At 48.7% G+C, this 24,069-nt stretch carries 22 protein-coding genes; 13 read left to right on the forward strand and 9 right to left on the reverse strand.

The window, feature by feature from the left end:
* The first annotated feature begins 546 nt into the window (after positions 1–546).
* A complete protein-coding gene (locus NDI44_RS20035; protein WP_190411362.1) occupies positions 547–1,050 on the forward strand; it encodes a peptidoglycan-binding domain-containing protein in 504 nt (167 codons plus the stop codon).
* Positions 1,051–1,248: 198 nt separating this feature from the next.
* On the opposite strand, the gene NDI44_RS20040 is transcribed toward NDI44_RS20035, so the two are convergent.
* Positions 1,249–3,168, reverse strand: a complete 1,920-nt coding sequence (locus NDI44_RS20040) for a hypothetical protein (protein WP_339380586.1) — start codon at positions 3,166–3,168, stop codon at positions 1,249–1,251.
* A 342-nt stretch (positions 3,169–3,510) separates the two neighbouring features.
* Between NDI44_RS20040 and NDI44_RS20045 the strand changes: the two genes are divergently transcribed.
* The gene (locus tag NDI44_RS20045; protein WP_190411364.1) at positions 3,511–6,858 is read left to right on the forward strand and encodes a pentapeptide repeat-containing protein; all 3,348 of its coding nucleotides are present in this window, start codon (positions 3,511–3,513) and stop codon (positions 6,856–6,858) included.
* Positions 6,859–7,172: 314 nt separating this feature from the next.
* Here NDI44_RS20045 and NDI44_RS20050 read toward each other — a convergent pair whose 3' ends face one another.
* Together NDI44_RS20050 and NDI44_RS20055 are read right to left on the reverse strand one after the other, a co-directional pair.
* A complete protein-coding gene (locus NDI44_RS20050; protein WP_190411365.1) occupies positions 7,173–7,637 on the reverse strand; it encodes a Fur family transcriptional regulator in 465 nt (154 codons plus the stop codon).
* Between the two features lie 126 nt (positions 7,638–7,763).
* The gene (locus NDI44_RS20055) at positions 7,764–8,156 is read right to left on the reverse strand and encodes a helix-turn-helix transcriptional regulator (protein ID WP_242028996.1); all 393 of its coding nucleotides are present in this window, start codon (positions 8,154–8,156) and stop codon (positions 7,764–7,766) included.
* Positions 8,157–8,768: 612 nt separating this feature from the next.
* Here NDI44_RS20055 and NDI44_RS20060 point away from each other — a divergent pair.
* The 4 genes from NDI44_RS20060 (at position 8,769) to NDI44_RS20075 (ending at position 11,430) form a co-directional block, all read left to right on the forward strand.
* Positions 8,769–9,245 carry a CRR6 family NdhI maturation factor gene (locus NDI44_RS20060; protein WP_190411366.1) on the forward strand — a complete coding sequence of 159 codons (477 nt, stop codon included), beginning with the start codon at positions 8,769–8,771 and terminating at the stop codon, positions 9,243–9,245.
* A 370-nt stretch (positions 9,246–9,615) separates the two neighbouring features.
* Positions 9,616–10,338: a pyridoxine 5'-phosphate synthase gene (locus NDI44_RS20065; RefSeq protein WP_190411367.1), complete on the forward strand. Its 723-nt coding sequence runs from the start codon at positions 9,616–9,618 to the stop codon at positions 10,336–10,338.
* A gap of 94 nt (positions 10,339–10,432) precedes the next feature.
* A complete protein-coding gene (locus tag NDI44_RS20070; protein ID WP_190411368.1) occupies positions 10,433–10,762 on the forward strand; it encodes an MgPME-cyclase complex family protein in 330 nt (109 codons plus the stop codon).
* Positions 10,763–10,821: 59 nt separating this feature from the next.
* Positions 10,822–11,430: a hypothetical protein gene (locus NDI44_RS20075; protein ID WP_190411369.1), complete on the forward strand. Its 609-nt coding sequence runs from the start codon at positions 10,822–10,824 to the stop codon at positions 11,428–11,430.
* 58 nt (positions 11,431–11,488) lie between these two features.
* On the opposite strand, the gene NDI44_RS20080 is transcribed toward NDI44_RS20075, so the two are convergent.
* The 3 genes from NDI44_RS20080 to folD all read right to left on the reverse strand — a co-directional run bounded on the left by NDI44_RS20080 (position 11,489) and on the right by folD (position 14,000).
* Positions 11,489–11,944 carry a divergent PAP2 family protein gene (locus tag NDI44_RS20080; RefSeq protein ID WP_190411370.1) on the reverse strand — a complete coding sequence of 152 codons (456 nt, stop codon included), beginning with the start codon at positions 11,942–11,944 and terminating at the stop codon, positions 11,489–11,491.
* Between the two features lie 104 nt (positions 11,945–12,048).
* Complete coding sequence (gene crtE / locus NDI44_RS20085) at positions 12,049–12,978, reverse strand: geranylgeranyl diphosphate synthase CrtE (RefSeq protein ID WP_190411371.1); 930 nt, start codon at positions 12,976–12,978, stop codon at positions 12,049–12,051.
* A 146-nt stretch (positions 12,979–13,124) separates the two neighbouring features.
* Positions 13,125–14,000, reverse strand: coding sequence for a bifunctional methylenetetrahydrofolate dehydrogenase/methenyltetrahydrofolate cyclohydrolase FolD (gene folD, locus NDI44_RS20090; protein WP_190411473.1), 876 nt, complete (start codon positions 13,998–14,000; stop codon positions 13,125–13,127).
* Positions 14,001–14,317: 317 nt separating this feature from the next.
* Between folD and NDI44_RS20095 the strand changes: the two genes are divergently transcribed.
* The 4 genes from NDI44_RS20095 to NDI44_RS20110 are packed head-to-tail and all read left to right on the forward strand — an operon-like array spanning position 14,318 to position 17,301.
* Complete coding sequence (locus tag NDI44_RS20095) at positions 14,318–14,773, forward strand: hypothetical protein (protein WP_242036994.1); 456 nt, start codon at positions 14,318–14,320, stop codon at positions 14,771–14,773.
* On the forward strand, positions 14,763–15,209 hold the full coding sequence (locus NDI44_RS20100) for an NUDIX hydrolase (RefSeq protein ID WP_190411372.1): 447 nt from the start codon (positions 14,763–14,765) through the stop codon (positions 15,207–15,209). The genes NDI44_RS20095 and NDI44_RS20100 overlap by 11 nt, the downstream gene beginning before the upstream one ends.
* Before the next feature lie 54 nt (positions 15,210–15,263).
* A complete protein-coding gene (locus tag NDI44_RS20105) occupies positions 15,264–16,388 on the forward strand; it encodes an AI-2E family transporter (protein ID WP_190411475.1) in 1,125 nt (374 codons plus the stop codon).
* 49 nt (positions 16,389–16,437) lie between these two features.
* On the forward strand, positions 16,438–17,301 hold the full coding sequence (locus NDI44_RS20110; RefSeq protein ID WP_190411373.1) for an aminotransferase class IV: 864 nt from the start codon (positions 16,438–16,440) through the stop codon (positions 17,299–17,301).
* A gap of 49 nt (positions 17,302–17,350) precedes the next feature.
* Here the strand turns inward: NDI44_RS20110 and NDI44_RS20115 are convergent, their stop codons facing one another.
* Entirely contained in the window at positions 17,351–17,479 is a 129-nt protein-coding gene (locus tag NDI44_RS20115) for a hypothetical protein (protein ID WP_277877520.1), read from the reverse strand.
* Between NDI44_RS20115 and mutS the strand changes: the two genes are divergently transcribed.
* Positions 17,478–20,138: a DNA mismatch repair protein MutS gene (mutS, locus tag NDI44_RS20120; protein ID WP_190411374.1), complete on the forward strand. Its 2,661-nt coding sequence runs from the start codon at positions 17,478–17,480 to the stop codon at positions 20,136–20,138. The genes NDI44_RS20115 and mutS overlap by 2 nt on opposite strands.
* Positions 20,139–20,643: 505 nt before the next feature.
* Positions 20,644–21,081, forward strand: coding sequence for a hypothetical protein (locus tag NDI44_RS20125; RefSeq protein WP_348235310.1), 438 nt, complete (start codon positions 20,644–20,646; stop codon positions 21,079–21,081).
* Between the two features lie 31 nt (positions 21,082–21,112).
* On the opposite strand, the gene NDI44_RS20130 is transcribed toward NDI44_RS20125, so the two are convergent.
* Positions 21,113–21,619, reverse strand: coding sequence for a hypothetical protein (locus tag NDI44_RS20130; protein ID WP_190411376.1), 507 nt, complete (start codon positions 21,617–21,619; stop codon positions 21,113–21,115).
* A gap of 15 nt (positions 21,620–21,634) precedes the next feature.
* On the reverse strand, positions 21,635–23,512 hold the full coding sequence (locus tag NDI44_RS20135; protein ID WP_199304770.1) for an adenylate/guanylate cyclase domain-containing protein: 1,878 nt from the start codon (positions 23,510–23,512) through the stop codon (positions 21,635–21,637).
* A gap of 345 nt (positions 23,513–23,857) precedes the next feature.
* Between NDI44_RS20135 and NDI44_RS20140 the strand changes: the two genes are divergently transcribed.
* A complete protein-coding gene (locus NDI44_RS20140; protein WP_190411377.1) occupies positions 23,858–24,037 on the forward strand; it encodes a hypothetical protein in 180 nt (59 codons plus the stop codon).
* The last annotated feature ends 32 nt before the right edge of the window (positions 24,038–24,069 follow it).

Here is a 24,069-nt window from a genome sequence, read left to right on the forward strand (position 1 = left end):
CATCCACAAATTTCACGGTGGCTTGGGCTGGACGTGGTTCTGTCATAGGTAAATTCTGGCTTTGAACCCGTTTTAGCCTATTATCCTCTCCCTAAAGTGACAAAAGAGCGATATTTTCCACAGAGCGCGATCGCTGCTATCTAACTATTTTTTTGTTTTTTGGAAAATTTATCTTAAATCATCCTATTGAATCTTCCCCGCTGTTTAGTTCGAGCTAAAGAAAAAGTTGTAGATTTTAGAGCGGACAAGACCCACAAAATGCGATTAGAGCTGGCATTGCTCCCCCTGCTACTACAGAAACATCATCATCTAGTTCATGTATTAAAAATCGAGCCGCTATTTCTATAGTCAGATATTTAGCACTTAGAAGCTCTAACTATAGAACTATGCTCAGACTCGACATCCCCTATAAGCTAACGAAGACATACAAAAGCTAGAAATCATTCAAAGCAAGAAGCTTCGGATGAATCACAAATAGGAGGCTTTCTAAGCCACAAACGGTGCATTTATTAGCATCTTGTGTTTTTGAAAGAGGAACTGACGCTGATGACAGCAAAATTTTTTAAGTCAAGTATCAAATCCCTGAGCATTCTTTCTGCGGTTGCCTCGCTCCCGCTACTCTTGAACGGGATGAGTGCAAACGCTGCCGGGATTAGTGCTTCTCAGATCAACCCTGAGATCGAAGAAATGCCCATTGATATGCACGGTGGCATCTATGAGCAGCCAACAAGACAAGCGCAGCTGATTCCCGATCCCACCGGGCGTAATGAAGGGCCAACTGTGCCCGCTGAAAACATAGCACCTGCAAAATTTAATCCCCTTGCCCGCTATTCTCCCTCACCCGCGCCGATGCTAAAAAGCGGTAGTCAGGGAGCAGTGGTGACAGAAGTTCAGACAGTATTAAAAGATCGAGGACTCTATAAAGGCGGAATTGACGGCGTGTATGGGTCGCAAACGCGCTCAGCCGTTATCGCCTTCCAGCAGTCGAGAAACTTAAGCCCGGATGGGATCGTTGGCCCTCGGACTTGGGAAGCGATGATTGCAGCTTAAAGCAGATACAGAACGATGGGCACGCTCCTGCTGGAGAGTGCCAATAAAAGAGAAAATGCTGAAAAAGTCAAGCAGCGAAACAAACAAAGGCTGCATAGGCAGCCTTTGTTGATTTCGCCCCAGGATGAGAGGCTGGGGGGAATTATCCAAGCCTTGGGAAACTTTACTGTCCCTTCTCGGTGAGGGAGATCGACAGCGTCAATAATTCCCCTCCAGCTCACTATTCGTTTGAGATTCAGAGGAACTGTCTTCGATAGACTGCTGAAGTTCATCTGCCTTTTGTCTTTCTATTAAAATGGCTTCTCGTTCAGATGCCCAGCGAGCGATCGCTCCTTGCGCTTCTCGATAAAGTGCCCGACCGTAGCGAATCCTAGAAGCCTTATTAATTGCCGCAGTGAGCCGCCCATCAGCCGCTAAAGCGTTCGCCTCGTTAAGAATCGGCGTATCTTCAGCGATTTGAATTTGCGTTACCCAATCGCTCAGCGATGCCTGTGCCTCAGAGTACAAAGCACGTCCAGGAGCGATTTTGGAGGCAGCTGCAACCGCCGCCTGGAGATTTCCCTGCTGAGCCAAACCTTTCGCTAAATCTAGGATCGGTCGGTCTTCCATCGTTTGGATAGCTTTAGTCCATTGGGCGATATAGGTTTGTGCCTCTATCCGCAAAGGCTGACCCAGCTTAATCCGGCTTCCCTCCTCAACCGCCGCCCTCAAACTTTCTAGAGTTCCCGGTGTTGCCAGCTGTTTGGATCGGGCAAGGGCGATTCGGTCTTGAATTTGTTGAATTTGCTTCCGCCAGTGGGCAATTTGAGTTTGGGCTTCGATGCGTCCAGGTCGTTTGGGCGCGATCGCTTGGGCTTGGCTAATCGCAAATTCAAATGCCAACGGTTGATCGAAGCTGGCTATTGTTTCGGCAAATTGCATTTGCAGCCGATCTTGTAAATTAGATTGCCAAAGCGCCTCGGTCACTCGTGCTTGCTGGCGAAGCGGACTTTTTGGGGAAATCTGACGCAGCGCCGCTTGCGCCTCTAGGAAGCTGAGGATTTTATTTTCCTGAGCAACTGCATAAGAACGACTCAGTTGAATCCAATCTTGAGCTTCCTTATAAACTGAAGTCTTCGGAGGAATCAGCTGGGCGGCGGTAATAGCACGGTCAAACTCTTCCTTCTCGAAATGCTCGGCAGTTATTTTTAGCAACTCCTGGCTCCAGAGATTGATTTCGGCTTTTGCCTTTGATTTGACATAGGTGTTGGGGTTCACCTTTCCTGCCAGGGCGATCGCTGGCGCGTATCCCTCAGGTGTCTTGGCTTCGGCAAATGTCTGCGCCTCTTCTAGCTGTTGCCAAGCTTTTTTTTCCTGACTCATCCGATCGATGAGTTTATCGAGTTGTTTTTGATCCCAGTAGCGGTTATCGAGACGAGACAAAGCTTGTATTTGCAATGAAGCTTCAAACCACTTTTGTTCTTTTAAAGTTGCTAAGAATTTTTTGGTAATCTCCTCACCCTTCCGCCAATCCCCTTGCCATTGTTTCATCGCTGCTTGCACCTCTGGATACAAGGGGCTAGAGGAGGGAACTTGGCGGGCAATGGCGATCGCTCCCTTTAAATCTCCTTGGTCAATTTTCTGACGGGCGATCGCCAAGAGCGATCGCGACCAGTCTTCCATCAGCCGAGTCGCTTCTGGATACACCGGGTTATCGGGGGACAAGCTCTTGACGAACTTCATTGCCTCCACCAGCTGCTCTAACTTGCCCGACTGAGCCGCCTGCTGGGCGCAAGTCAACCGATCCATTTCCGGAGCCAAAGGCGACATATTTTTACAGTTAACTTGGGGAGGAATCGTTGCCAGCAAGAAGAAAGCCGCGAGTGCCGTCCCACCCAACCCAAAGATAATACTTAGCCACAACAGCCACCACCGCGAAAATTTGTTTCGCCGTTTAAGCGGTGTCAGAGGCGGCTGCATCGCTGAGGCAGGGGCTTCAGTTTGCTCCGCATCCTCGTCCCGGAGCTTGGTGGCAGATGCGCTGGCATTCGAGACGACTCTAATTACCAGTTTGCGTCCCTGCCGTTGCCGCAATCGGTTTGCCGTGCGTACTTGAAATTCATGTAATTGTCTTTTCACTACCATCTCACTACCACTACCCTTGAGTCCTCGTTTTGCTGCTCCTGCTTGATGACATCGATCCGGAGCCGAATCGCCGTCAGCGTAAAGGGTCTAAAACTGATAATAAAAGCTTTAAGTTTGTAGGGGTAAAGCTTTTGTGAGTGAATTTAGAGATCGAGCTGATTTTTTGCACCCGTGCTTCGCTCTTACATAAGTTATCCTGAAATTCAACTCAATTAGGGATGATGAAAAACAGCTTCTACCCCATTCATCACGATTGGTCGGCACACCAGCCGCCTACACTCCCGATAACATGACTAATAAGTGGCATATTGAGTTATTTCCTAGAATTGAGGTGGGATGAGCCTTAGCATTCGGCATTGGCTGGCGGAACGCAACATTGAACTGGCAACCTTGAGGCACCCAGGCACTCAGATTGCCGGGATTGCCTTTCGCATTGTCCGGGATATGGAACTCAAGAGCCTGACACCTTTTGATATTAGTGTCTTAGCGGAAGTCTTAGAACTACCTTTGAGAGCAGCTTGGGAAGTGGCAGGCGTAGCTTCCCAACTTTGTGTGGGGTTGCTGCGTATCCTGAGTCAAAAAAAGCCCCTGAAGCGCAACGAAGGAACCTGGCTAACTTTCCAAATTGCTTACCTAAACGCCTTACAAGGAATTTTAGAACAAGAATCTCAACTGAGAAGACCGTGGTTGTCTCGTGCAGGCGTCCCAGGCGAGTCAGAAGACTTGTACGGGCAGGTCTGGGATGCGCCCCTTTCCGATCCCCAGTTGCAAGCCTTACTGAAAACTTTGCGTCCCGGACGCCTCACCGATAGTCAGGCAGAACAAGCGCTGAGTATGGTGGGCGACTCCTTTCTCGTGCAGCAGATGAACAGTACCGGCATTGCCTGGTTGATCGCCAATGGTGCCGAGGAAACAGAAGCCAAGTTAATCGCCCAACGCCTGGTTCATGGACTCCCAGGATATTTACTTGCCGCGATCGCTGAAAATGCCCTGCCGCTGGCACAACTACAGAAATTTGTCCAGCTAGGGAATTTATCAACTTGGCAGGATACTCCAGGCGCGGGAAACCCGGAGCGGAAGCGTTCTGGGTTCTCCACCACTTTGAATTTTGAGCCAAATCAAAACTCACACTTAAACACGCCACAATTTTCGCTGAACCTCGAACGAGAACGCTATCGAGCCAGCCTTCTACAATCTTTGAGCGAACCGTTACTGGCAGAACCTTTTGCCCTAAAGGATTTATACGTCCCCTTGAAGGGAGTGCTGCTCGAAGAAAGCTCCACCCGGTTAGAGACGAAAAATCCCAAGTCAGATCCGACCACGACACCGCTTGCCGCTAACGCCGTACCTGCGAAACCCGTGGATTTAATGGAGTGGGTCACGGCTCAGCTAAATGATACGACCAGCATTGCGGCGATCGAGAGTCTTCCGGGCACGGGCAAGACCAGTTTTTGCCAGATATTGGCATCAACCGTTGCTCAGGAGCTTTACCCTAGATGGATGCCAGCGTTTATCCGACTCAAGGACGCTACCTTGGGGCAAACTTTGGAGCAAACCCTGAACTCTGCCTTCCCTTGGGGCAGATTTACAGATGCAGATGGTTGGCTTTCACCAATGCATCCTCCTTGCTTGTTGATTCTGGATGGCTTGGATGAATTGCCCCGCTCAAGCCACGCAGGGCGTCATTACCATGCCTTCCTGAACCAGCTGATGCAGTTTCAAGGGGAAGCAATGGCGTCTTTTGAGGGCACGCCCCGCCACAAGATTATTCTGACCAGCCGGACAACTGGAAGAGAAGGAGAATATTTCGATCTTGCCTCTACTCTGATCCCTTTGCCTCACGATTTGCGGCGGCGGATTGCAATTCAGCCAATGGAACACGAGGAGTTCCGGGAGTGGTTCAAGCAGTGGTCGAAACTGCAATCGAAAGCGATCGCTCAAGGATATTTCGCCTTTGTCAAAGAAAGAGGCGGCTTTTCGACTCGTCCCGTCGGCACCCCAGGCGCTGCTAACGTACTCGCTGCCCTCGTCCGCAAGCCTTTGATGCTTTATCTACTGGGCATCTTGCATCGAGATGGACTGCTCAACGACACGATTTTTCACCTGACATTACCCCAAGCGAAGTTTGAAATTTACGACCGGATTTGCCGCTGGCTTTTGGCATACCCCGAAGCTGGCAGCGGTTCCATGCCTTTTGTGATTCGGGAAGGTCTGGCTCATGCTTACCGCAGCAATGATGCGATCGCTCATCTCCTGCAAAACCGACGCCCCCAAGACCTACGCCACCAGATGCAAGTGGCGGCACTGACCATTCTGCAAACAGGTCGCCATCAAGCCCCCCAATCCGCTGTAGAGGCGACCTTTACCAGAATGGTGACGGAGTCACAGAAACCGATAAACCCCCGCTTACAGCCGTCAGATGACACCCTGCCAGCCTTTTTCTTCCACACTCATCACTCAGCGATCGAGTTTTCTCACCGCAACCTGGGAGAATATCTCTGCGCTGAAGAAATTGCCGCTCAGATGCAAGCCCTCACCTTACCAGTCCAAGATACCTACGGTGAATTCACCTTTGCGATCCACTCGCCGATCAATGTAGCCCAGTATCTTTATCAATTACTGGGTTATGGCGTATTGTCAGTTGAAATCGAAGACATGGTAATTGAGCGACTGCGGCGGATTTTTGAGCGCAACCCGGCTCAGTTTAGCTTCAATGTTTTGTTTGAACGCCTCTATCGGTTTTACCGCACCTACTGTCGAGGTCGCTGGCTAGATGAAGGAATCGCCCACCAGTGTCATACCCAGTTGCAGGCGTTGCACAACCCCTTAAAAATCTTGCAAATCGATGCCGCCGTTGGGCTGAATGTCTTCTTGTTGCTCAGCGCGATCGCAAAGCAGATGCGCGAAGCACATCTCGGTCATCGGGCAACGCAGATTTCTTTCTGGCCTTGCGGCAACCCCGACCTGCCATCTGAATTTGACGCCGAAGCACTGCTGACTTTAATCGGTCGCACTGTTGTCCTATCTCCCACCGCCTTTTGGCAGAGGGCGCGGCACAGCCTCAGTCAATTACAGCTACGCTCTGCCTGTTTGAATCATGCTCTGTTAGCAGAGGCTAACCTCTGGCAAACCAATCTGTTAGCGGCTGAGTTAGCAGGAGCCAATTTAGCAGGTGCCAACCTCCAGCAAGCCAATTTGTCCTGGGCGAATCTCTCCGGTGCTGACTTATCAGGAGCCAATCTTGCTGGAGCAAGGCTTGAAGGGGCAAACTTGACAGGCGCTAACCTGCAAAGAACCAATCTTACGTTAGCGAACATCACTCATGCTTGTCTGTTTCAAGCCCAGTTAGATGATCAGAACCACTACTTTGCCCGGAAAAATGGTGCCCTATTTTCCTTGGAAGAGTTCCAGGCATACATTCAAAGATTACCCCGTCTCAAACAGGCTGGAAGCGCTCAGGACAAAGGCAGTGCAGATTCTGAACCTACAGTGTTTCTGATAGAAAGTGCCGAAGGAGAACCGATGTTGCCGGAAGAACCTATGGAGGATGAAGACGATGAAACGGTGATTGCAGAAACTTCTTCTACCCTAGGGGAACCCTTAGCATTCCAAGAAGCTCCGAAGGTAGATTCCCAATACGATGATGAGACGGCGCTAGTAGAAAACCCTCAACGAAGCAACTAGCTGTTGAGGGTGTTAAAAACTCTAGAACCGTATGAAGTATTCGTTAGGTTTCGCTAACGCCCAATCCCACTTACTAGCGCTAGTGGGTCTATTTGTAAATGTTAGGTAAAGGAAATTTGGAGCAGCGATTTAATCTCCAGTTTTCCCACCCTCAGTTAGCCCACTTAATCAAACTAGACAGCCTGCTACAAGCGTTTTTCACTAAACTTTAATCAGCCTGTAGTTACGCAAAATTTTCCGTCCCTACAAACGGTTTAAAAAATTATTGATATAGCAGCAATCGGTGTTAAAAAGTGGATTCTACCGTCTACTGATTACCCGTTCTCCGCTTGAGACCCAGATTCCGGTAATTTGTACCCGTAGAAGTTAATGCAATATTCACTAATCCGAACCCCTGTTTGTTGTTCAATTTCTTTAAGCAGGGTTTCAGGCAGTTCTACATAAACATCTAAAATCTGATTGGTATCCAGACAGTTTACGTGGCTGTGAGCGTCGCTGATATTGCCGTACAAACGGCCATCCGCACGCTCAATACACTCAATAATGCCTTGAACCGATAGCGCTTCTAAATTTTGATACACGGATGTATGACCGATGTCCTTACCTTGGTGGTTCAAGCGGTCATAAATTTCTCGCGCCGACAGGTGTTCTTTCGCTTGCCACAGCAATTCCAGAATGAAGCGGCGTTGACGGCTCACGCGCATACCCAGCGCTTGACAACGATTTAAGGCATCCTCTAACGAGCGAATAGGTTTAACCGCTGCCGCTTCTTTTTGCATACTTTAGACTTTGACACGCTTGCCTGCTAATCCAAACTCATTTCCACTTTAACCTAGCTATTCTCGGAATGTCCACCGTCCCAATATTCTAGGACAGCACTATCGAGTGCACCCGGTTAATTGATTCTATTGTTGCAGTAAATTTTCTTCTAGAAGGCGGGCGATCATGGCGGTTCTAGAAGTGACACCTAACTTGCCAAAAATCCGGCGTAAATAGGTAGCAACTGTCCAATGAGTGATGCCTAATTGATTTCCAATGCACTTGTTGGGAAGACCCTGTGCGACCAATCGGGCAATCCGCTGTTCTTGGGGGCTGAGGCTAATCCCGCGTTCTGACTTGGGGCGACAACGCACCAGATAATAGTGGGTTCCGTCAACATCAGATTCAAAGATTACTTCATCCACCGTCTGCTCAGATTTTTGAATCCCTTTGGATGGACTAACAGAATCAACTTGTTCTACAAGGTGCTTGAGCATTTCTTGGGGGATCATTGCCTCTCCTTGTTCTTTGGTTTTCATTTAACGATCAAAACTCGTAATTTCACGCAAAGTATCAGGAGTAGATGCCCGATCTTTATCAAATCTTCACAAAGCCTTGTGGAAAATACTTACTTCCTGACATAGTGTTGCTACAGGAAAATTGAGATGGATTTCGGAGATGGATGAATCCCCCAGATTTTTTGCTGAATGCATCGTATCCGCTCTATGCTGAAAAACCTGGAAGCGAAGCCTCAAGTTGCCTGTATTGTAAAGATTGCAAACCTGTACGCCGTATGGTTGCTGAAAGAATATAAGACTAAAGTGCGATTAAGTGAGATTAAGTGCGATCGCGCTGAGAGAATATCGCCAAACAAAATGTCTGTTAACGCAGTTATAACAGCGGGGATAACAAAAAGCTAACGACATCTTACAGCTAAAGCTCCTTTCTACCCTGGTCAGAAAGGGAAATGACGGTGGAAAAGCTATCAAGGGACATCAGGCGAATTGCCGCTAGCCCGACACAAAGCGTGGGACAACTAATTTAGAGCTGGGACTGACGTGACGGAGCAAGGCTGCAACAATGTAGAGAGAAGCCAGCGCTAGCCAGCGCTATTGTCGGCATTCAAAGTGTGTCACCTTAACAATGGTTCAATGACGACAGCAATCGCGCTCAATTCTGACTTAATTCAAACTCTGGATCTGTCGCCGGTGCAGTCGGCGATCGAAAAGTTGCTCCAAGAGGGAGCGATCGCATCCTCGGAACAGCAACTGCGTTTTGAGATTGACTATCCCCGCGAACCGGAAGATCCACGAGAACTCTCCGAAATCCCAGAAGTCCGTCTATGGTTTATTCGCTTAGATGCCCAATATCCCTGGATGCCCTTTCTGCTGGATTGGAAATCCGGTGAACTCGCCCGCTACACTGCTATGCTCGTGCCACACCAGTTCAATCGGACAGAAGGGATTGAGTACAATCCCGAAGCCCTAGAGATTTTTGTGATGCAAAAAATCTTTGTCTTGACACAATGGATGAAGCAGATGGGAATCCCCAGCACCTCTCGTGTAAAGTCAATGGCTAAAATGCTGGGCTATGAGCTGGATGATGCCTTCTTTGAGTTAATCGGCTGATATAGCCGTCCTAAATGCTTTGTAAAGGCGAGATACCCGACTTCTCCAAAAAGTCGGGTATCTAAACCACTGGTATCTCACAACTAACATGGGATTACTATTGCTATAGATACATAGATAGCAGATCAGCCTAGCTCCTAACTCCTCAGCCGTCTTTCACTCACTCCTCAGCCCTCAGTCCTAAACTCCTAACTCCTCAGCCGTCTTTCACTCACTCCTCAGCCCTCAGTCCTCAGTCCTAACTCCTAACTCCTAACTCCTAACTCCTCAGCCCTCAGTCCTCAGTCCTAACTCCTTTTTAAAGATAGCCTTCCAGCGTTTCAGGTTAAAATCAATTGCGGAAGACTCTAAAACATTGGGAGAGGTTCCGTTGCCTACACTTGGCGTCAATATCGATCACATTGCCACCATTCGGCAGGCACGACGGACAGTAGAACCAGATCCGGTGGCAGCAGCGGTGCTGGCAGAACTTGCCGGTGCCGATGGGATCACGGTGCATCTGCGGGAAGACCGGCGGCATATTCAAGACCGGGATGTGCGATTACTGCGGCAGACAGTGCGGACTCATTTAAATTTGGAGATGGCACCCACCGAAGAAATGGTCGCGATCGCTCTCGACATCAGACCCGATTACGTCACTCTCGTGCCCGAAAAACGCGAAGAAGTGACGACAGAAGGCGGATTGGATGTTTCCAGTCAAATCGACCGAATTGGGGAAATGGTGACAAAGTTGCAAGACGCCGGAATCCCCGTCAGCTTGTTCATCGACGCCGATCCCGGTCAGATTATGGCAGCTGCGATTATTAAGGCGAAGTTCATTGAACTGCACACGGGTTGCTATGCCGAAGCAGCAGATGAAACCAGTCGAGAGAAGGAATTAGCCGTGTTAGCCAAAGGATGCGAGCAAGCGCGTGCTGCTGGCATCCGGATCAACGCCGGTCACGGTCTTACCTACTGGAACGTTTACCCTGTTGCTTGCCTTGAAGGGATGGAAGAACTCAATATTGGTCATACCATTATTAGTCGGGCAGCTCTTGTCGGAATAGAACGAGCCGTTCGAGAGATGAAACAAGCAATGTTCGGTCATTGGTAACAACTGAAGTGTCATGAGTCATGAGTCCTTAGTCACTCGCTAATGACTCATCATCGATTGCTAACAACCCATTACCCATTAACAACCTATTAAGATGCAAAATTACTACTACGTTCTGGCTAGCCAACGCTTTTTACTTGAAGAAGAACCCTTGGATGAAGTCCTCAAAGAGCGTACCCGTAACTACCACGAACAAGAAAAAGAAATTGATTTTTGGCTAGTCAAGCAACCGGCATTTTTAGAGGCACCGGAAATGGCAGCAATTAAGTCTCAGTGCCCTCAACCTTCTGTGGCAGTCATTTCTACGAATTCCCAATTTATTACCTGGTTAAAGCTGCGGTTAGAGTTTGTGCTGAGCGGGGAATTTCAGGCACCTTCCCAAAGTATCCCTAATCCAGTTGCTTCCCTCGCATCCGTTTCCTGAGAAGGCAAAAGTAAACAGTTAAAAATTAAGAAGAAAAGCAAAAAGGAAAAACTGAAAACATGAAAAAAATCTTTCTTTTGCCTTTTGCCTTTTTTCTTTTGCCGAGTGCAGTTGCCTCTGCTCAATCGTCGCCTCCCACTTGTCAGCCGCCTCCCCAAGGCGAGTATTTGGTATTAGTGGGAAGCCAAACGAGGGAAAGTCAAGAGCAAATTCAACGAACGTTGCCTAACAACACAAGTACGTCAACTTGTAAATATCTTGAAGATACGATGACGCGGATTGGTGGCTTCAGGAGCGTGGAAGATGCCAACGGTTGGGCACGTTATCTGAATGAGATTGTTGGGCTATCGGCTTTCGTTCTCCGACCTCCAGAGGCACCGGCAAATCCAAATGCACCCACCTATAAACCGCAGGCACTCGGTGCTGGTTATGCGGTGTTGGTGGATTATTCAAGCAAACCGGAAGTAGCGGCTCAAGTACGGCAGATGTTGGGTCGCGATGTTGGCTTGGTTTCCTATGTCCAACGTCCTTATTTACTGGCGGTTCACACAACCAATTCAAATGAGGCAAATTCGGCTTTGAGAAGATTGAGCGATCGCGGTTTTTTGGTAATGCTAGTCGATAGCCGCCGAGTGACACTGCTCAGGTCATCAGTGGTGAGTAAATAGCCAATCGTTGCGAGCGGTCATTAGTCCTGGTCACTCGCTAATCACTAATGACCAATCGCTAATACGCTGGCCCTGCTAAGCAGGAGACAGCGATGCCGAGTGCTGAACCGACAATCACCTGAAACGGCGTATGTCCCAGTAACTCCTTGAGACGGTCTTCGTTAAACTTGTGATGTTCTTGAAATAGCTCATCGATAATTTGGTTCAGGATGCGAGCTTGCTTACCCGCAGCCTGACGGACGCCAGCGGCATCGTACATGACGATAACGGCAAAAATGGTGGCTAGCGCAAATTCAATACTGTCCCATCCCACCGTTTGTCCAATGCCGGTTGCCAGCGCTGTTACCAATGCTGAATGAGCGCTTGGCATCCCGCCAGTGGTGACTAAGACGCGCACATTCACCTTGCCATGTTGGGCTAAGTCGATGATCAGCTTGGATGCTTGAGCAATTAAACAAGCTACGGTCGCAACCAGTAGCACATGGTTTTCTAGGATGTGGGCAAAGTCCTGCATTTTGTTTTGCGTTGGGTAAAAGCGAGCAGCATGGTTCGTATGAGCGTTAAGGAGTGAGGGGTCGAGAACTCAGGATGGAATAAACGGATCATCCTGCTTATTTTCTAGTGAGTGCGAGTAGTAATGAAATCTGCGATCGCAATCAGGGGATTAGCTTTTTCTCCAAAGGTTGCCAGTTCTCCTTTGGCGGCGTCAATCAGTTGCTGAGCCTTAACTTTTGATTCCTCAAGTCCCCAAAGTCGCGGGTAAGTTGCCTTTTGGGCTTGAATGTCCTTCCCAGCAGTTTTCCCCAACTCCTCCTGAGTCGCCGTGATATCCAAAATGTCATCCACAATCTGAAACGCCAACCCAATATTTTGGGCGTAGCGAGACATCCGTTGCAAGGTTTCCATTTCTGCTCCCGCTAAAATCGCGCCGCAGACCACACAAGCTTCTAGTAGCGCCCCTGTTTTGTGGGTATGAATGAAAGTGAGCGTTTCTTCCTGAATATCCGGCTTTCCTTCAGATTCCAAGTCAACGACTTGACCGCCCACCAAGCCCGCAGCACCAACTGCTTTGGCTAACTGAGCAATTACCTGCAACACTCGCGCTGCCGGTACATTCTGGGTATTTGAAGCAATGAACTCAAAGGCGTATGTCAGTAGACCATCCCCCGCCAGAATGGCAATATCTTCACCATAAACCTTATGGTTGGTCAATTTGCCCCGCCGGTAGTCGTCGTTATCCATCGCCGGTAAGTCATCGTGAATCAAGGACATGGTATGAACCATCTCCAAGGCGCAAGCAGTGGGCATCGCCATTTCTAGGGTGCCTCCAGCCAGTTCGCAGCTGGCAAGGCAAAGAATCGGACGCAGGCGCTTACCTCCAGCCAAAAGCGAGTAGCGCATCGCCTCATAAATTTTCTCTGGATACGTGACTGGGAGGGAACTATCCAAAGCTGCTTCTACCAGAGCTTGTTGTTGAGTCAGGTAGGTTGAAAGGTCAAAGGTCGCTGATTCACCTTTGGGAGCATGAAGGTCATCTGTCGCTAACATCCCGTGATTCCTTGTAGCACAGTCGTTTCCGTAACAATTTTACGGGGCTTTGGGTCACAAAAAGTTACGAATTATGAGCGATCGGTGTTGAGTGATGGAATTCGTCCAGAATCCTTACGCCTCAAACCGTCTTCATTCAATCAAAACTAGAGATAGCGCTGGCTGTAGCTCCAGACTGTATTTTGCAGCAGCATGGCGACGGTCATCGCGCCAACCCCGCCGGGAACTGGGGTGATAAACTTTGCGACCTTTTTGACGGAATCGAAGTGGACATCTCCCACTAAACGAGAATTACCGGCGTCGTCGGTGACGCGATTGATGCCAACATCAATGACGACCGCGCCAGGTTTGACCATCTCGGCGGTAATCAGCGCTGGACGCCCCACGGCTGCCAACAGAATATCAGCGCTGCGGGTAATGGCTGGGAGATCGTGCGATCGCGAATGGGCGATGGTAACGGTGGCATCTGCGTCTAAGAGCATCAAAGCCAACGGCTTGCCCACGAGGATACTTCGCCCTACGACTACTGCCTGTTTTCCCTTCACATCAATCTGGTATTCCTGCAACAGGCGCATGACTCCGGCTGGCGTGCAGCTGCGTAAACCAGCTTCAGAGCGCACCAGCCGCCCCAAGTTCAGGGGGTGTAGTCCATCGGCATCTTTATGTGGATCGATTTGATGCAGCAGGGAAACAGCATCCAAGTGGTTAGGTAGGGGCAGTTGAACGAGAATTCCATCAACTCGCTCATCCTGATTCAGGTTTTGAATGACTTGCTCTAGTTCTGAAGCGGTCGTTTCCGTCGGGAAATGGGAACCATAGGAGGCAATCCCAACTTTGGCACAGGCGCGTTCTTTATTCCGCACGTAGGCAGCGCTGGCTGGATTATCGCCAACCATCAGCACTGCGAGTCCCGGCGGGCGTCCCGCCGTGGCTTGTATTTGCTGAATTTGCTCTTGTAGCTGTCCGTAAATTCGTTCAGCGAGGGCTTTACCGTCTAATAGTTGGGCGATTGATTCGTCCATTGTGGTGTCAGGAATGTGGGCAGGAATTCGTTCTTTGGGGATGAAACAGAGCGCATCTGTCATAGGATAGTTTCGCAGATTTCCCACCCTTACTGCCAAAGGATAATGAGAGAAAAGGAACGCGATCGCGTTTTTCCGTTTGCCTTGTAGCTGCATCGCAGGGCGATTTCCTTCGACTTGTTTGCATTTAATCTTATTTGAGGCAATCCTGCCCGACTGTAAATCTTTGGAAGATTCACTATATTTGTACCAGTCAGAGCCATCTGGATAGGGATAAGTATTAATACCGAAATAGTGAGAAACTTGAGATTTCCCCGATGCAAGATATGAGGTCAGTCAAAATCCGGGTATTGCAATTCAGCACCACCACGCTACTTTTGGGTGGGTTGTTCGGCTGCGGTCATGTGGCTCAGTCTGGATTGGGTCTGTTTAACAACCGCAGTGTCCCGATCACCAGTATTAGCGATCTTCAACAGAGTTATGAGGGCAACCCAACGGTTTATCTGGAAGGCAAGGTAGCATCTCAAGCGCCTTTTGTGGGAAGCGGCGCTTATGAATTGCGAGATGCGACGGGAAAAATATGGGTTTTCACCAGCCAGAGTCTCCCCGATAGAGGAGATGAAGTTCTAATCAAGGGGAAAGTACAGTATCAAAGCATTCCCTTCGCAGGGAAAGATTTAGGAGAAGTTTTTCTTCAGCAGCAGGAACAGCTAGAGCGGAAGCCAGCGAAAAAGGGAGTACCTTTACTACCGGAAGGAAGCTATGAACAATAAACCAATTGTTGAGGTAGCGATCGCCATCCTCTATCGCCACGGCAAATTTCTCCTCCAGCTGCGCGACAACATCCCCGGTATTCTCTACCCCGGACACTGGGCATTTTTTGGCGGGCACCTCGAACCAGGAGAAACCCCAGAAGAAGCCATCAAGCGGGAACTGCTGGAGGAAATCGGCTATACACCGCCCGCGTTATCATTATTTGGCTATTATCCCGATACCTACGTTCTTCGCCATGTCTATCAGGCACCCCTTCCCGTGGAACTTAACCAGCTAGTGCTAGGAGAAGGTTGGGATATGGATTTATTAACGCCTGAAGAAATTCAACGCGGCGAGGGTTACTCTGAAAAAGCTAGGCAAGTACGACCGTTAGGCACTCCTCACCAAAAAATTTTACTGGATTTTATGGACAAGTTTCCTCAATTGACTGTGTAGCCAGAAGCATAACTTTTTAGTTGTTATGAATCCCGATTTCAAAACCTCAACATGATGCAATCAGCAAACAAATTACCGCGATGGGTCGTTTTAGGATTGGCATTTCCCCTCGCCGTTCTCAATGGTTGGCTATTGCTGCTCGTGTTGCAATATTTTCAACCTCTAGTTAGCGTTTTTGTTGCCGCACTCCTGCTGGCTTTTGTATTAGATTACCCTATCCGTTTTTTACAGCAACAAGGAGTTAAACGGAACAATGCGGTCGTCGCTGTTTCCCTAGTGGCGTTGCTAATTTTGGTAGGTTTGGGACTTACCTTAGTTCCGATCATTTGGCAACAGCTCAACGAACTAGCTAATATATTGCCTAGTTGGATTGATTCGGGGAGGCAACAACTCCAAGCTTTTCAAATTTGGGCTGAAACTCAGCAACTTCCGATTAATTTAGGCGGAATCGTTACTCAACTAACAGACCGATTATCCAGTCAGCTTCAAAACGTAACGGGTAGAATTCTTAATTTTGCCTTTGATACGATTGGCACTGCTGTCAATGTTCTGCTAACAGTGGTTCTAACTTTCTATCTAATATTAAATGGAGATCGTCTCTGGGACGGAATTTTTAAGTGGTTTCCGGCTAGCTTTAGTTCCCAAGTAAGGCAAGCTCTCCGCGAAGATTTCCATAATTATTTTATCGGTCAGGCGACGTTCGCTGCTTGGAGCGGATGTGTGATCACGCTGGCATTTCTGGCTTTGCGAGTGCCGTTAGGATTATTGTTTGGAATTGCAATTGGTTTTTTGGCTCTTTTTCCCTTTGGTGCCGGAATCGGTATCAGCATTGTTAGTCTGCTAGTAGCATTACAAAATTTTTGGCTAGGGGTGGAAGTGTTCGCTGTAGCTGCCGCTATCGATCAAATCAATGCTAATTTCATCGCGCCTCGCATTTTAGGTGGTTTTACTGGCTTAAATCCTGTTTGGATTTTGCTTTCGCTGTTGATAGGCGCGAAGCTGGGAGGGCTATTGGGGTTATTAATTGCCGTACCTTTAGCAAGCTTCATCAAAAGTACCGCAGATAGCTTGCGCGATGGCAAATGGAACGAGATAGAGGAGATTGAATCTGACTCTACACCCTTAAATGTTTCGCCCGTCATAGCGTCTAAGAACTTAGCGAGCGATGCCGGGAGTTGATGACTGTTTTAATTGGTACAAATGCCCCTTGAGAAGGCAAGACTAATAAATGTTTCTTGAAGCAACGCCGATAGTTTGGCACAACGGAAAGTTAGTTGAACGGGAAAATGCTGCGCCTTCTATTGCTAGCCATTCTCTGCATTTAGGGATCGGCGTTTTTGATGGGATCATGGCTTATTGGAATCGCGATCGCTATTACATTCATCGCTTAGATGCACATCTAGATCGCCTTCGCAATGGTTCTACACATATTGGTTTGGGTTTTTCTTGGTCGAACGAAGACCTGAAAGCAGGTATTTCGGCACTTTTAGAGGCAGTTCCGGCAACAAATTACTATATCCGACCGATTGTTTATCGCTCGGTGCCTCAACTGAACTTTAACGATACAATGCCGGTCGATGTGACCATCTTGGCAGTGACGATTCCTCGCGATGTTGATAAATCTTTGACTTGCCACATCTCCCCTTATGAACGGGTTTCTGGTAACGCAATTCCAGTGGCGTGGAAACTCTGTGGAACTTATGTAAACAGTTATTTAGCTCGTCGTGCTGCTGAAGTAGCTGGATTTAATGATGCGATTTTGCTTGACCAACAAGGCAGAATTACTGAAGCGGCGGTAGCTAACCTTTTTTTCCTGCAAAAGCATACAGTGATTACGCCTGCGCTGACTGCGAATATTTTCCCTGGTATCACCCGCGCCACACTGCTTGATATTGCAGGGGAATTAGGAATTGAAGTGGTTGAACGGGATGTGCGACCAGAGGAATTAGGGAATTTTGACGGAGCTTTTCTGGCTGCGACGATGATGGAGTTGAAGCCATTAGCAAGTATTCATCCTTATGAATATGATTCGGCAAATCATCCTCTATTTCGACGCTTCTTGAAGGAATTTCGCGAAATTACGCACCAGTAGGAACGATTTTTAGCATCTCGCAAACTTCCTTTTGTGGAGACACGATTAATTACGCCGCTACATCCCCTGGCGGGTGAAGACGTTCAGTACAAGATTTCAGGTTAACAAACTGCAAACAACGGCAAGAGATACCTGCGGTAAAGTCATTAAAGACCTTGGCGTAGCACTGACTTTCCATGAACGTTCCTGACTCGGCATCTACCCCGACCGAACCCAAAATCCGTAACGCTGACTCTCGACTGGTGGATCGCAGCAAGCTGAGTAAGATGTACCACCATTATGTAGAAGTGAAGGATAAGTATCCTCATGCACTGCTGCTGTACCGGGTGGGAGACTTCTTTGAAACCTTTTTTCAGGATGCGATCGCTGTATCGAGAGAACTCGAACTCGTCCTCACCAGCAAGCAAGCGGGAGAAATTGGTCGGGTGCCGATGACGGGAGTGCCGCACCATGCTTGGGAACGCTACACGACTCAGCTGGTGGAGAAGGGGTATGCGGTGGTGATCTGCGATCAGGTAGAAGACTCTGCCGATACTGACCCTGGAAAGCTCGTGAAGCGGGAAGTGACGCGGATTCTCACCCCCGGTACATTGCTGGAAGAAGGGATGCTGAATGCGCGTCGCAATAATTACTTGGCGGCGGTGGTTCTTGCCGGGAATCATTGGGGTTTAGCTTATGCAGATATTTCTACTGGGGAATTTCTCACGACCCAATCGAGCGAATTAGAGCATTTGACGCAAGAATTGATGCGTTTGCAGCCTTCTGAGGTTTTGGTGCCGACGAATGCGCCAGATTTGGGCAGTTTGCTGCGACCGGGGGAGACTTCCGAGCATTTGCCGAGTTGTTTACCGCCATCTTTTTGTTATGCGTTGCGATCGCAAACTCCTTTTACGGCGGGTGAATCGAGACATCGACTATTGCAGCGGTTTAAAGTGCGAAGTCTAGAAGGACTCGGTTGCGAACACCTCCCCCTTGCCGTCCGCGCGGCGGGTGGTTTGCTGGAATATCTGGAAGACACCCAGAAAGAAAACCCCGTCCCTCTCCAGTTCCTCCGCACCTACACCCTCAGCGATTATCTAATTCTCGACCACCAAACCCGCCGCAATCTAGAAATTACGCAAACGGTGCGGGATGGCACCTTTCACGGTTCCCTGCTTTGGGCATTGGATAGAACTAGCACGGCAATGGGGGGACGTGCCTTGCGGCGGTGGTTGCTGCAACCGCTACTGGATCTCAAAGGCATTGCAGCGCGGCAAGATACGATTCAAGAATTAGTCGAAAATAGTTTTCTGCGGCAAGATTTGCGCCAATTGTTGCGGCAAATTTACGATTTAGAACGGCTAACGGGTCGCGCTGGTTCCGGCACGGCAAATGCGAAGGATTTAGTTGCTTTAGCGGATTCTCTGGCAAAATTGCCGGAATTAGCAGAACTGGTGGCGGATGCTTGCTCTCCGTTTATGAGAGCTTTGCAGAAGGTGCCGCCGGAATTGGAACAGCTGGCAAAGAAACTCAGCGCCCATTTGGTAGACGCGCCTCCCATCCATATCAAGGAAGGCGGTTTGATTCGCCCCAATGTGAATGTTCAGTTGGATGAAATGCGAAGTCTTGCCCAAGAGGATCAGCAATGGGTGGCGAATCTGGAGGTGACGGAGAAGGCGCGAACCGGAATTTCCACGCTGAAGGTGGGCTTTAATAAGACATTCGGCTACTACATCAGCATCTCTCGCACGAAAGCCGACCAAGTTCCCGATAACTACATCCGCAAGCAAACGCTGACGAATGAGGAACGCTACATTACTCCGGAGTTGAAGGAGAGAGAAGCGCGGATTTTGACGGCACGGGATGACTTAAATCGCCTGGAATATGAGATTTTTACTTCTTTAAGAGAAGAAGTGGGGCAATACGCAGAACAAATTCGCACGATTTCTCGTGCGGTGGCGGCGGCTGATGTGTTGTGTGGTTTGGCTGAGGTGGCGGTTTATCAGGGTTATTGCTGCCCTCAGATGGTGGAAGGTCGGGAAATTCGGATTAGTGATGGGCGTCATCCGGTGGTTGAGCAGTCTTTGCCACCTGGGTTTTTTGTGCCGAATTCGACTGGGTTGGGGAGGGGGGAGTTAACCCCACCCCAGCCCTCCCCGCAAGCGGAGAGGGAGAACCTCACCCCGCTTGCGGGGGGAATCAGGGGGGTAGAAGAAAGACCGGATTTAATTATTTTGACGGGTCCGAATGCGAGTGGGAAGAGTTGTTATTTGCGGCAGGTGGGGTTAATTCAGTTGATGGCACAAATTGGTAGTTTTGTGCCAGCTAGGGCGGCGACTTTGGGAATATGCGATCGCGTTTTTACCCGTGTTGGTGCTGTAGATGATTTGGCGACGGGTCAATCTACTTTTATGGTGGAGATGAACGAGACGGCGAATATTCTCAATCACGCAACGGCGAAGTCTCTGGTTCTGTTAGATGAGATTGGTCGGGGGACGGCTACGTTTGATGGTCTTTCGATTGCTTGGGCGGTGGCGGAGTATCTTGCCAGTGAAATTCGCTCGCGGACGATTTTTGCCACTCATTACCACGAATTGAACGAACTTGCTTCAATTTTGCCGAATGTGGCAAATTACCAGGTGACGGTGAAGGAGTTACCCGACCAAATTATCTTTTTGCATCAGGTGCAACCGGGAGGCGCTGACCGTTCCTATGGCATCGAAGCAGGGCGGCTAGCAGGTTTACCCGCACCCGTGATTCAACGCGCCAAGCAGGTGATGAGCCAAATTGAAAAGCATAGCAAAATTGCTATCGGGCTGCGCCAAGGTGGGCAGGTAGAGGAATCATCTACCTTCTAGAGAGGAAAATGCATACTTCTGTCTTTTTGGCAAGATTATTTTCCTCATACTCAGTCCACTTGATAAATAATCAAGCGGGACTAAAATCAGTAAATCTTTATACAAAATTGCTAACAATTCAGTAGTTTCTGGGTTTCATTTAGGCACCTAGAGGGCGCACATTAGTATTAGGGATCGGGCACCGTAGTTCTACTAAAAAAAGATTAATTAGGGAACTTATTTGCAGGGTGTTAGTGTCTGAATTCCTATCAACCAGTACGCATTAGCACTTTTCGTAGCAACTATAAACGAGTTAGCGTTCCGAAAGGTGGCATCTCCAAAAGGAGATTCGCAGCATTAACGAGAAGGCTCGCTTCAGGAATTAGGGAAAAGCAATCTGCAAGTCAATTCATACTTAATTTGCCGGAACCTTTAATTTTTTCCGGAAATTGTAAGCATCTGGGTGCATATTCTACCAATACAATTAATGCCCTTTGTAATAACAGCACCCCTGTCAATGTTTGCTATGGAAGAAGTTACTACCCCTGCCTCTCCCACAGAAACTATCGCTCAAAAGGCTAGCCAGCTAAGCCTAATTGTTCAGGCTTTGGTGTTGACGGGCATTTTATCTTTGACCGCTACACTAACGCTCCCCAATCGCAAAGTTACGATTTCAAATCCTCGTTCTGGGGTTAGTTTATTAACATCGGTTCAGAATGCGGTTTTGCAGGACGTGTCTCAACATTCAGGGTTGCCAAAGGCGGCGCTAAATATTGTCCAAACTCAACCGCAAACTTGGTCTGATGACTGCTTAGATATTAATAACTTGGAGGTGCTTTGCACCGAGATGCAAGTTCCTGGCTGGCAAGTCACGGTAGGGAATGGGCAACGCCGCTGGATTTATCGCACAAATGCATCTGGCTCGATGGTGAAGCTGGCTCAAGGCGTCACACCCAATCAATAGAGCGGAAAGTAGGGAAGGTTACTGGCGATCGCTATCGAACGTATATAATTCGTGCATCTAGTTTCAGCGATCGCAATGCGTAATAGATACTTTTCGCACTGGATTGGTCGGGAAATGACCCCGCTAAAATGTAATTTCCTAAATTTGACTTGGCGATCAATGCATCGGGTACGCACTGACGCACTTGTTCCAGCGTGGCTTCACTTCCGGAGGGAACCACGACCACATAGTGATATTTAGGCAGGCGTCCCAGAACGATTAAATTCCCTTCCTGACGAGTATTAAAACCGGGTCTTTGCGATATATTCAGCAGCTCGGAACAGGGCGATGCTTTCACGCTTGACGCTTGCAAATTCCAAATAATCCAACTAACCGCAGCTAATATAATCAACTTACTGATTCTAGGAAAAGTTTGAAAATTAGCTGTTAGTTTGTTGTCAGCGATTGGTTGTGTAAAAGTGGGTTTAATCAAGATATCTGCTAATCGCGAGTAGATGCACAAATCCTCTTCAAACGGTGAAGTTAAAAGAAATTTCACGCTGGGTGTGCCGCTTTAGGCTGAAATATTCAGTGGAGGTGCGATCGCTTCCGCTGGATCTGCCAAGTTGACCTTCTCTCCCTGGATGCAGTAAATAATTGTTGCCTGTTCTCGTCCCCGCAGTTGAATGGCGCGGACAGCAGGCCCGTGATAGCGATCGCTTGCATAAGCAAATGTACTGCCACTGACAATCATTTGGTAGGGGTTGTGAATTTTTACTTCTTTATTCATCGGTTCCAGTCTGGCGGCAACATTGACGGTATCCCCCAAGACTGAATAATTCAGGCGTCGGGAACCTCCCACACTTCCGGCAACCACTGGACCTGTGTGAATGCCAATCCCTATCTCAATCGTAGGCTTGTTAGCGTTGTGGAAGCGCTGGTTGAGCTTTTTGAGTCGTTCCTGCATCGCAATTCCTGCCGCGATCGCATTTAGGGCGTCCTGTTGAATTTCTTCCGGCGTGGTGTGCGAAAACGGAATCCCGAAAACCGCCATAATTGCATCCCCAATATATTTGTCGATCACACCACCACGATCCATGATGCAATCTGTCATGGCGTCTAGGAACAGGTTCAGCCACTCGATTAATTCCCCCGGCGGTAGTTTCTCGGAAATACTGGTAAAACCCCGGATATCGGCAAATAAAACCGTGACCATCATTTCTTGGGCTTGCAGCTTCCCTTTGTGGAAGATTTCGTCTTTCCGGTGCCAAATGAGGTCAGCCATTTCTGGCGCAACGTGCTTGGCAAACAAACTCATCAGTTGTTGCTTTTCATATTGTTCTCGCAGCTGAACGCCGATCCCAGCAGCGATCGCGGTTCCCACAGGTGCGACGATGGGCAACCACCAGCCATCGTCGATGAAGGCACTCAGGGCAAAGATTACCCAACCACTCGGTAACAAAATAGCGATCGCCATTCGCGCCCACACTCCCTGTTTTAACAACAGCCAGCTAGTAATCGGGGCAATCCCCAACAACAAGAGCATTACTGTTGTTTTAGGCAGCGTGTGCAGCAGCTTGTCGTTCAGCAAGTTATCAATTAACGCCGCATGGAGATAAACTCCAGCCGTAGGAGGATTTTGATTGTAAGGCGATCGCAAGCGATCGATAGCGGTTGCCGTGACACCGACTAAAACAAACTTGTTGGCGAAGGCTTTCGCGTCAACTTTGCCTTCCATGATTGAGGCATAAGAATAGGTGGAGACATTTTGGGTTGGCCCAGGCCAGTTAATCCAGACATCTTTACGCCTCTGAACCTCAGCCAGATGAGGCAGGGATACCGCCTCTGGTGCCTCTAGCAGCATTGCTAAACCGAGAGCGGGTTTGGTGCCAAAAAAGAGGGCTGCCTGTCGGCTAATGCCGTCTGCGTCGGGATTGTGCCAAATTTGACCTTCCCCAAGTGCCGCTTTTTTTAATTCGGGTAATATTTCCAGAGGTTGCCCTCGATTGTCCCAAGCCGTTGCCAAGATGACATTGCCAGATTTAGCGATCGCTTTGGCAAATTTCTCATCCCCTTGGCCTGGATCGACGAACAACACATCGAAACCAATGACTGCTGGAGAGGCTGGTTCTAGCTTCTGCAACAATTGGGCATAGCGATCGCGCGACCAAGGAAATTTCCCGTATTTCTTTAAACTCGCATCGTCAATCGCAATCACCGCGACCCGACGATCCCAATTCGTCTGCGGTAAGATACTGGCGCTACGAGCTTGAAACAGCGCACTGTATACAAGCCGTTCCAGGGGTTGCCATGCCCCTATCTGCCATAACCCGACAGACAATAAACCGACCATTGCGCCCGGAACGATTGATTGACTGCTAGAAATAAAACGCTGATTTTTTTTAAACCAATTTTTGATTAACACGTTGATTCCATCAAAAACATCAACCATCGCGATCGCTTGCCTGGAAACATACGGACTTTTCCCAAGCGTTCCGCACGCTCACCGGATGGTAAATGCCCCTGATGGAATACTGAATTTATCGCGATTCTCTATTCTTGGATGCAGTCCAGTTGAACCCCGCCCCTGTCCTTACCCTTGAACGAGGCTACCGTGTATACACAAGTCTTCTTGAACTTGCAAGTCCCGTTTTGATCCCCCCAACCCCCCTTGAAAAGGGGGGCGAATTAAGTCAAAGTCCCCCTTTTTAAGGGGGATTTAGGGGGATCAATCAACGTTTTGCCAATTAATCAAAGATGTGTATACACCGTAGGGGTTGGGGGTGAGGTTACGAGTGTGTATATATGCACTAAGAGTGAGAACTGCTACAAGCTTGATTCAGACAAAACGCGATCGCATCACGAGATACGCGATCGCGTCACAGTATTGGCGCTTTCAAGTTCTTTGACGACTTCTCCAGTAACTCATGCCCTTGAGAATTTTTACCTCACTCGTGCGGAGGATTTTGCCAATTGATTCGCGTTCCCAAGCTCAGATTGAGAACGCGA

The organism is Trichocoleus sp. DQ-A3, assembly GCF_039961975.1.
In the GTDB taxonomy this organism is placed as follows: Bacteria; Cyanobacteriota; Cyanobacteriia; order Cyanobacteriales; family FACHB-T130; genus FACHB-T130.

Coding starts and splice junctions, on each gene's coding strand:
- NDI44_RS20125 (WP_348235310.1), top strand. CDS start 20,644: ATGGAAGAAGTTACTACCCCTGCCTCTCCCACAGAAACTATCGCTCAA.
- NDI44_RS20050 (WP_190411365.1), bottom strand. CDS start 7,637: ATGCAAAAAGAAGCGGCAGCGGTTAAACCTATTCGCTCGTTAGAGGAT.
- folD (WP_190411473.1), bottom strand. CDS start 14,000: ATGGACGAATCAATCGCCCAACTATTAGACGGTAAAGCCCTCGCTGAA.
- mutS (WP_190411374.1), top strand. CDS start 17,478: ATGAACGTTCCTGACTCGGCATCTACCCCGACCGAACCCAAAATCCGT.
- NDI44_RS20095 (WP_242036994.1), top strand. CDS start 14,318: ATGCAAGATATGAGGTCAGTCAAAATCCGGGTATTGCAATTCAGCACC.
- NDI44_RS20110 (WP_190411373.1), top strand. CDS start 16,438: ATGTTTCTTGAAGCAACGCCGATAGTTTGGCACAACGGAAAGTTAGTT.
- NDI44_RS20055 (WP_242028996.1), bottom strand. CDS start 8,156: ATGAAAACCAAAGAACAAGGAGAGGCAATGATCCCCCAAGAAATGCTC.
- NDI44_RS20135 (WP_199304770.1), bottom strand. CDS start 23,512: ATGGTTGATGTTTTTGATGGAATCAACGTGTTAATCAAAAATTGGTTT.
- NDI44_RS20045 (WP_190411364.1), top strand. CDS start 3,511: ATGAGCCTTAGCATTCGGCATTGGCTGGCGGAACGCAACATTGAACTG.
- NDI44_RS20100 (WP_190411372.1), top strand. CDS start 14,763: ATGAACAATAAACCAATTGTTGAGGTAGCGATCGCCATCCTCTATCGC.
- NDI44_RS20115 (WP_277877520.1), bottom strand. CDS start 17,479: ATGGAAAGTCAGTGCTACGCCAAGGTCTTTAATGACTTTACCGCAGGT.
- crtE (WP_190411371.1), bottom strand. CDS start 12,978: ATGTTAGCGACAGATGACCTTCATGCTCCCAAAGGTGAATCAGCGACC.
- NDI44_RS20105 (WP_190411475.1), top strand. CDS start 15,264: ATGCAATCAGCAAACAAATTACCGCGATGGGTCGTTTTAGGATTGGCA.
- NDI44_RS20060 (WP_190411366.1), top strand. CDS start 8,769: ATGACGACAGCAATCGCGCTCAATTCTGACTTAATTCAAACTCTGGAT.
- NDI44_RS20070 (WP_190411368.1), top strand. CDS start 10,433: ATGCAAAATTACTACTACGTTCTGGCTAGCCAACGCTTTTTACTTGAA.
- NDI44_RS20080 (WP_190411370.1), bottom strand. CDS start 11,944: ATGCAGGACTTTGCCCACATCCTAGAAAACCATGTGCTACTGGTTGCG.
- NDI44_RS20075 (WP_190411369.1), top strand. CDS start 10,822: ATGAAAAAAATCTTTCTTTTGCCTTTTGCCTTTTTTCTTTTGCCGAGT.
- NDI44_RS20035 (WP_190411362.1), top strand. CDS start 547: ATGACAGCAAAATTTTTTAAGTCAAGTATCAAATCCCTGAGCATTCTT.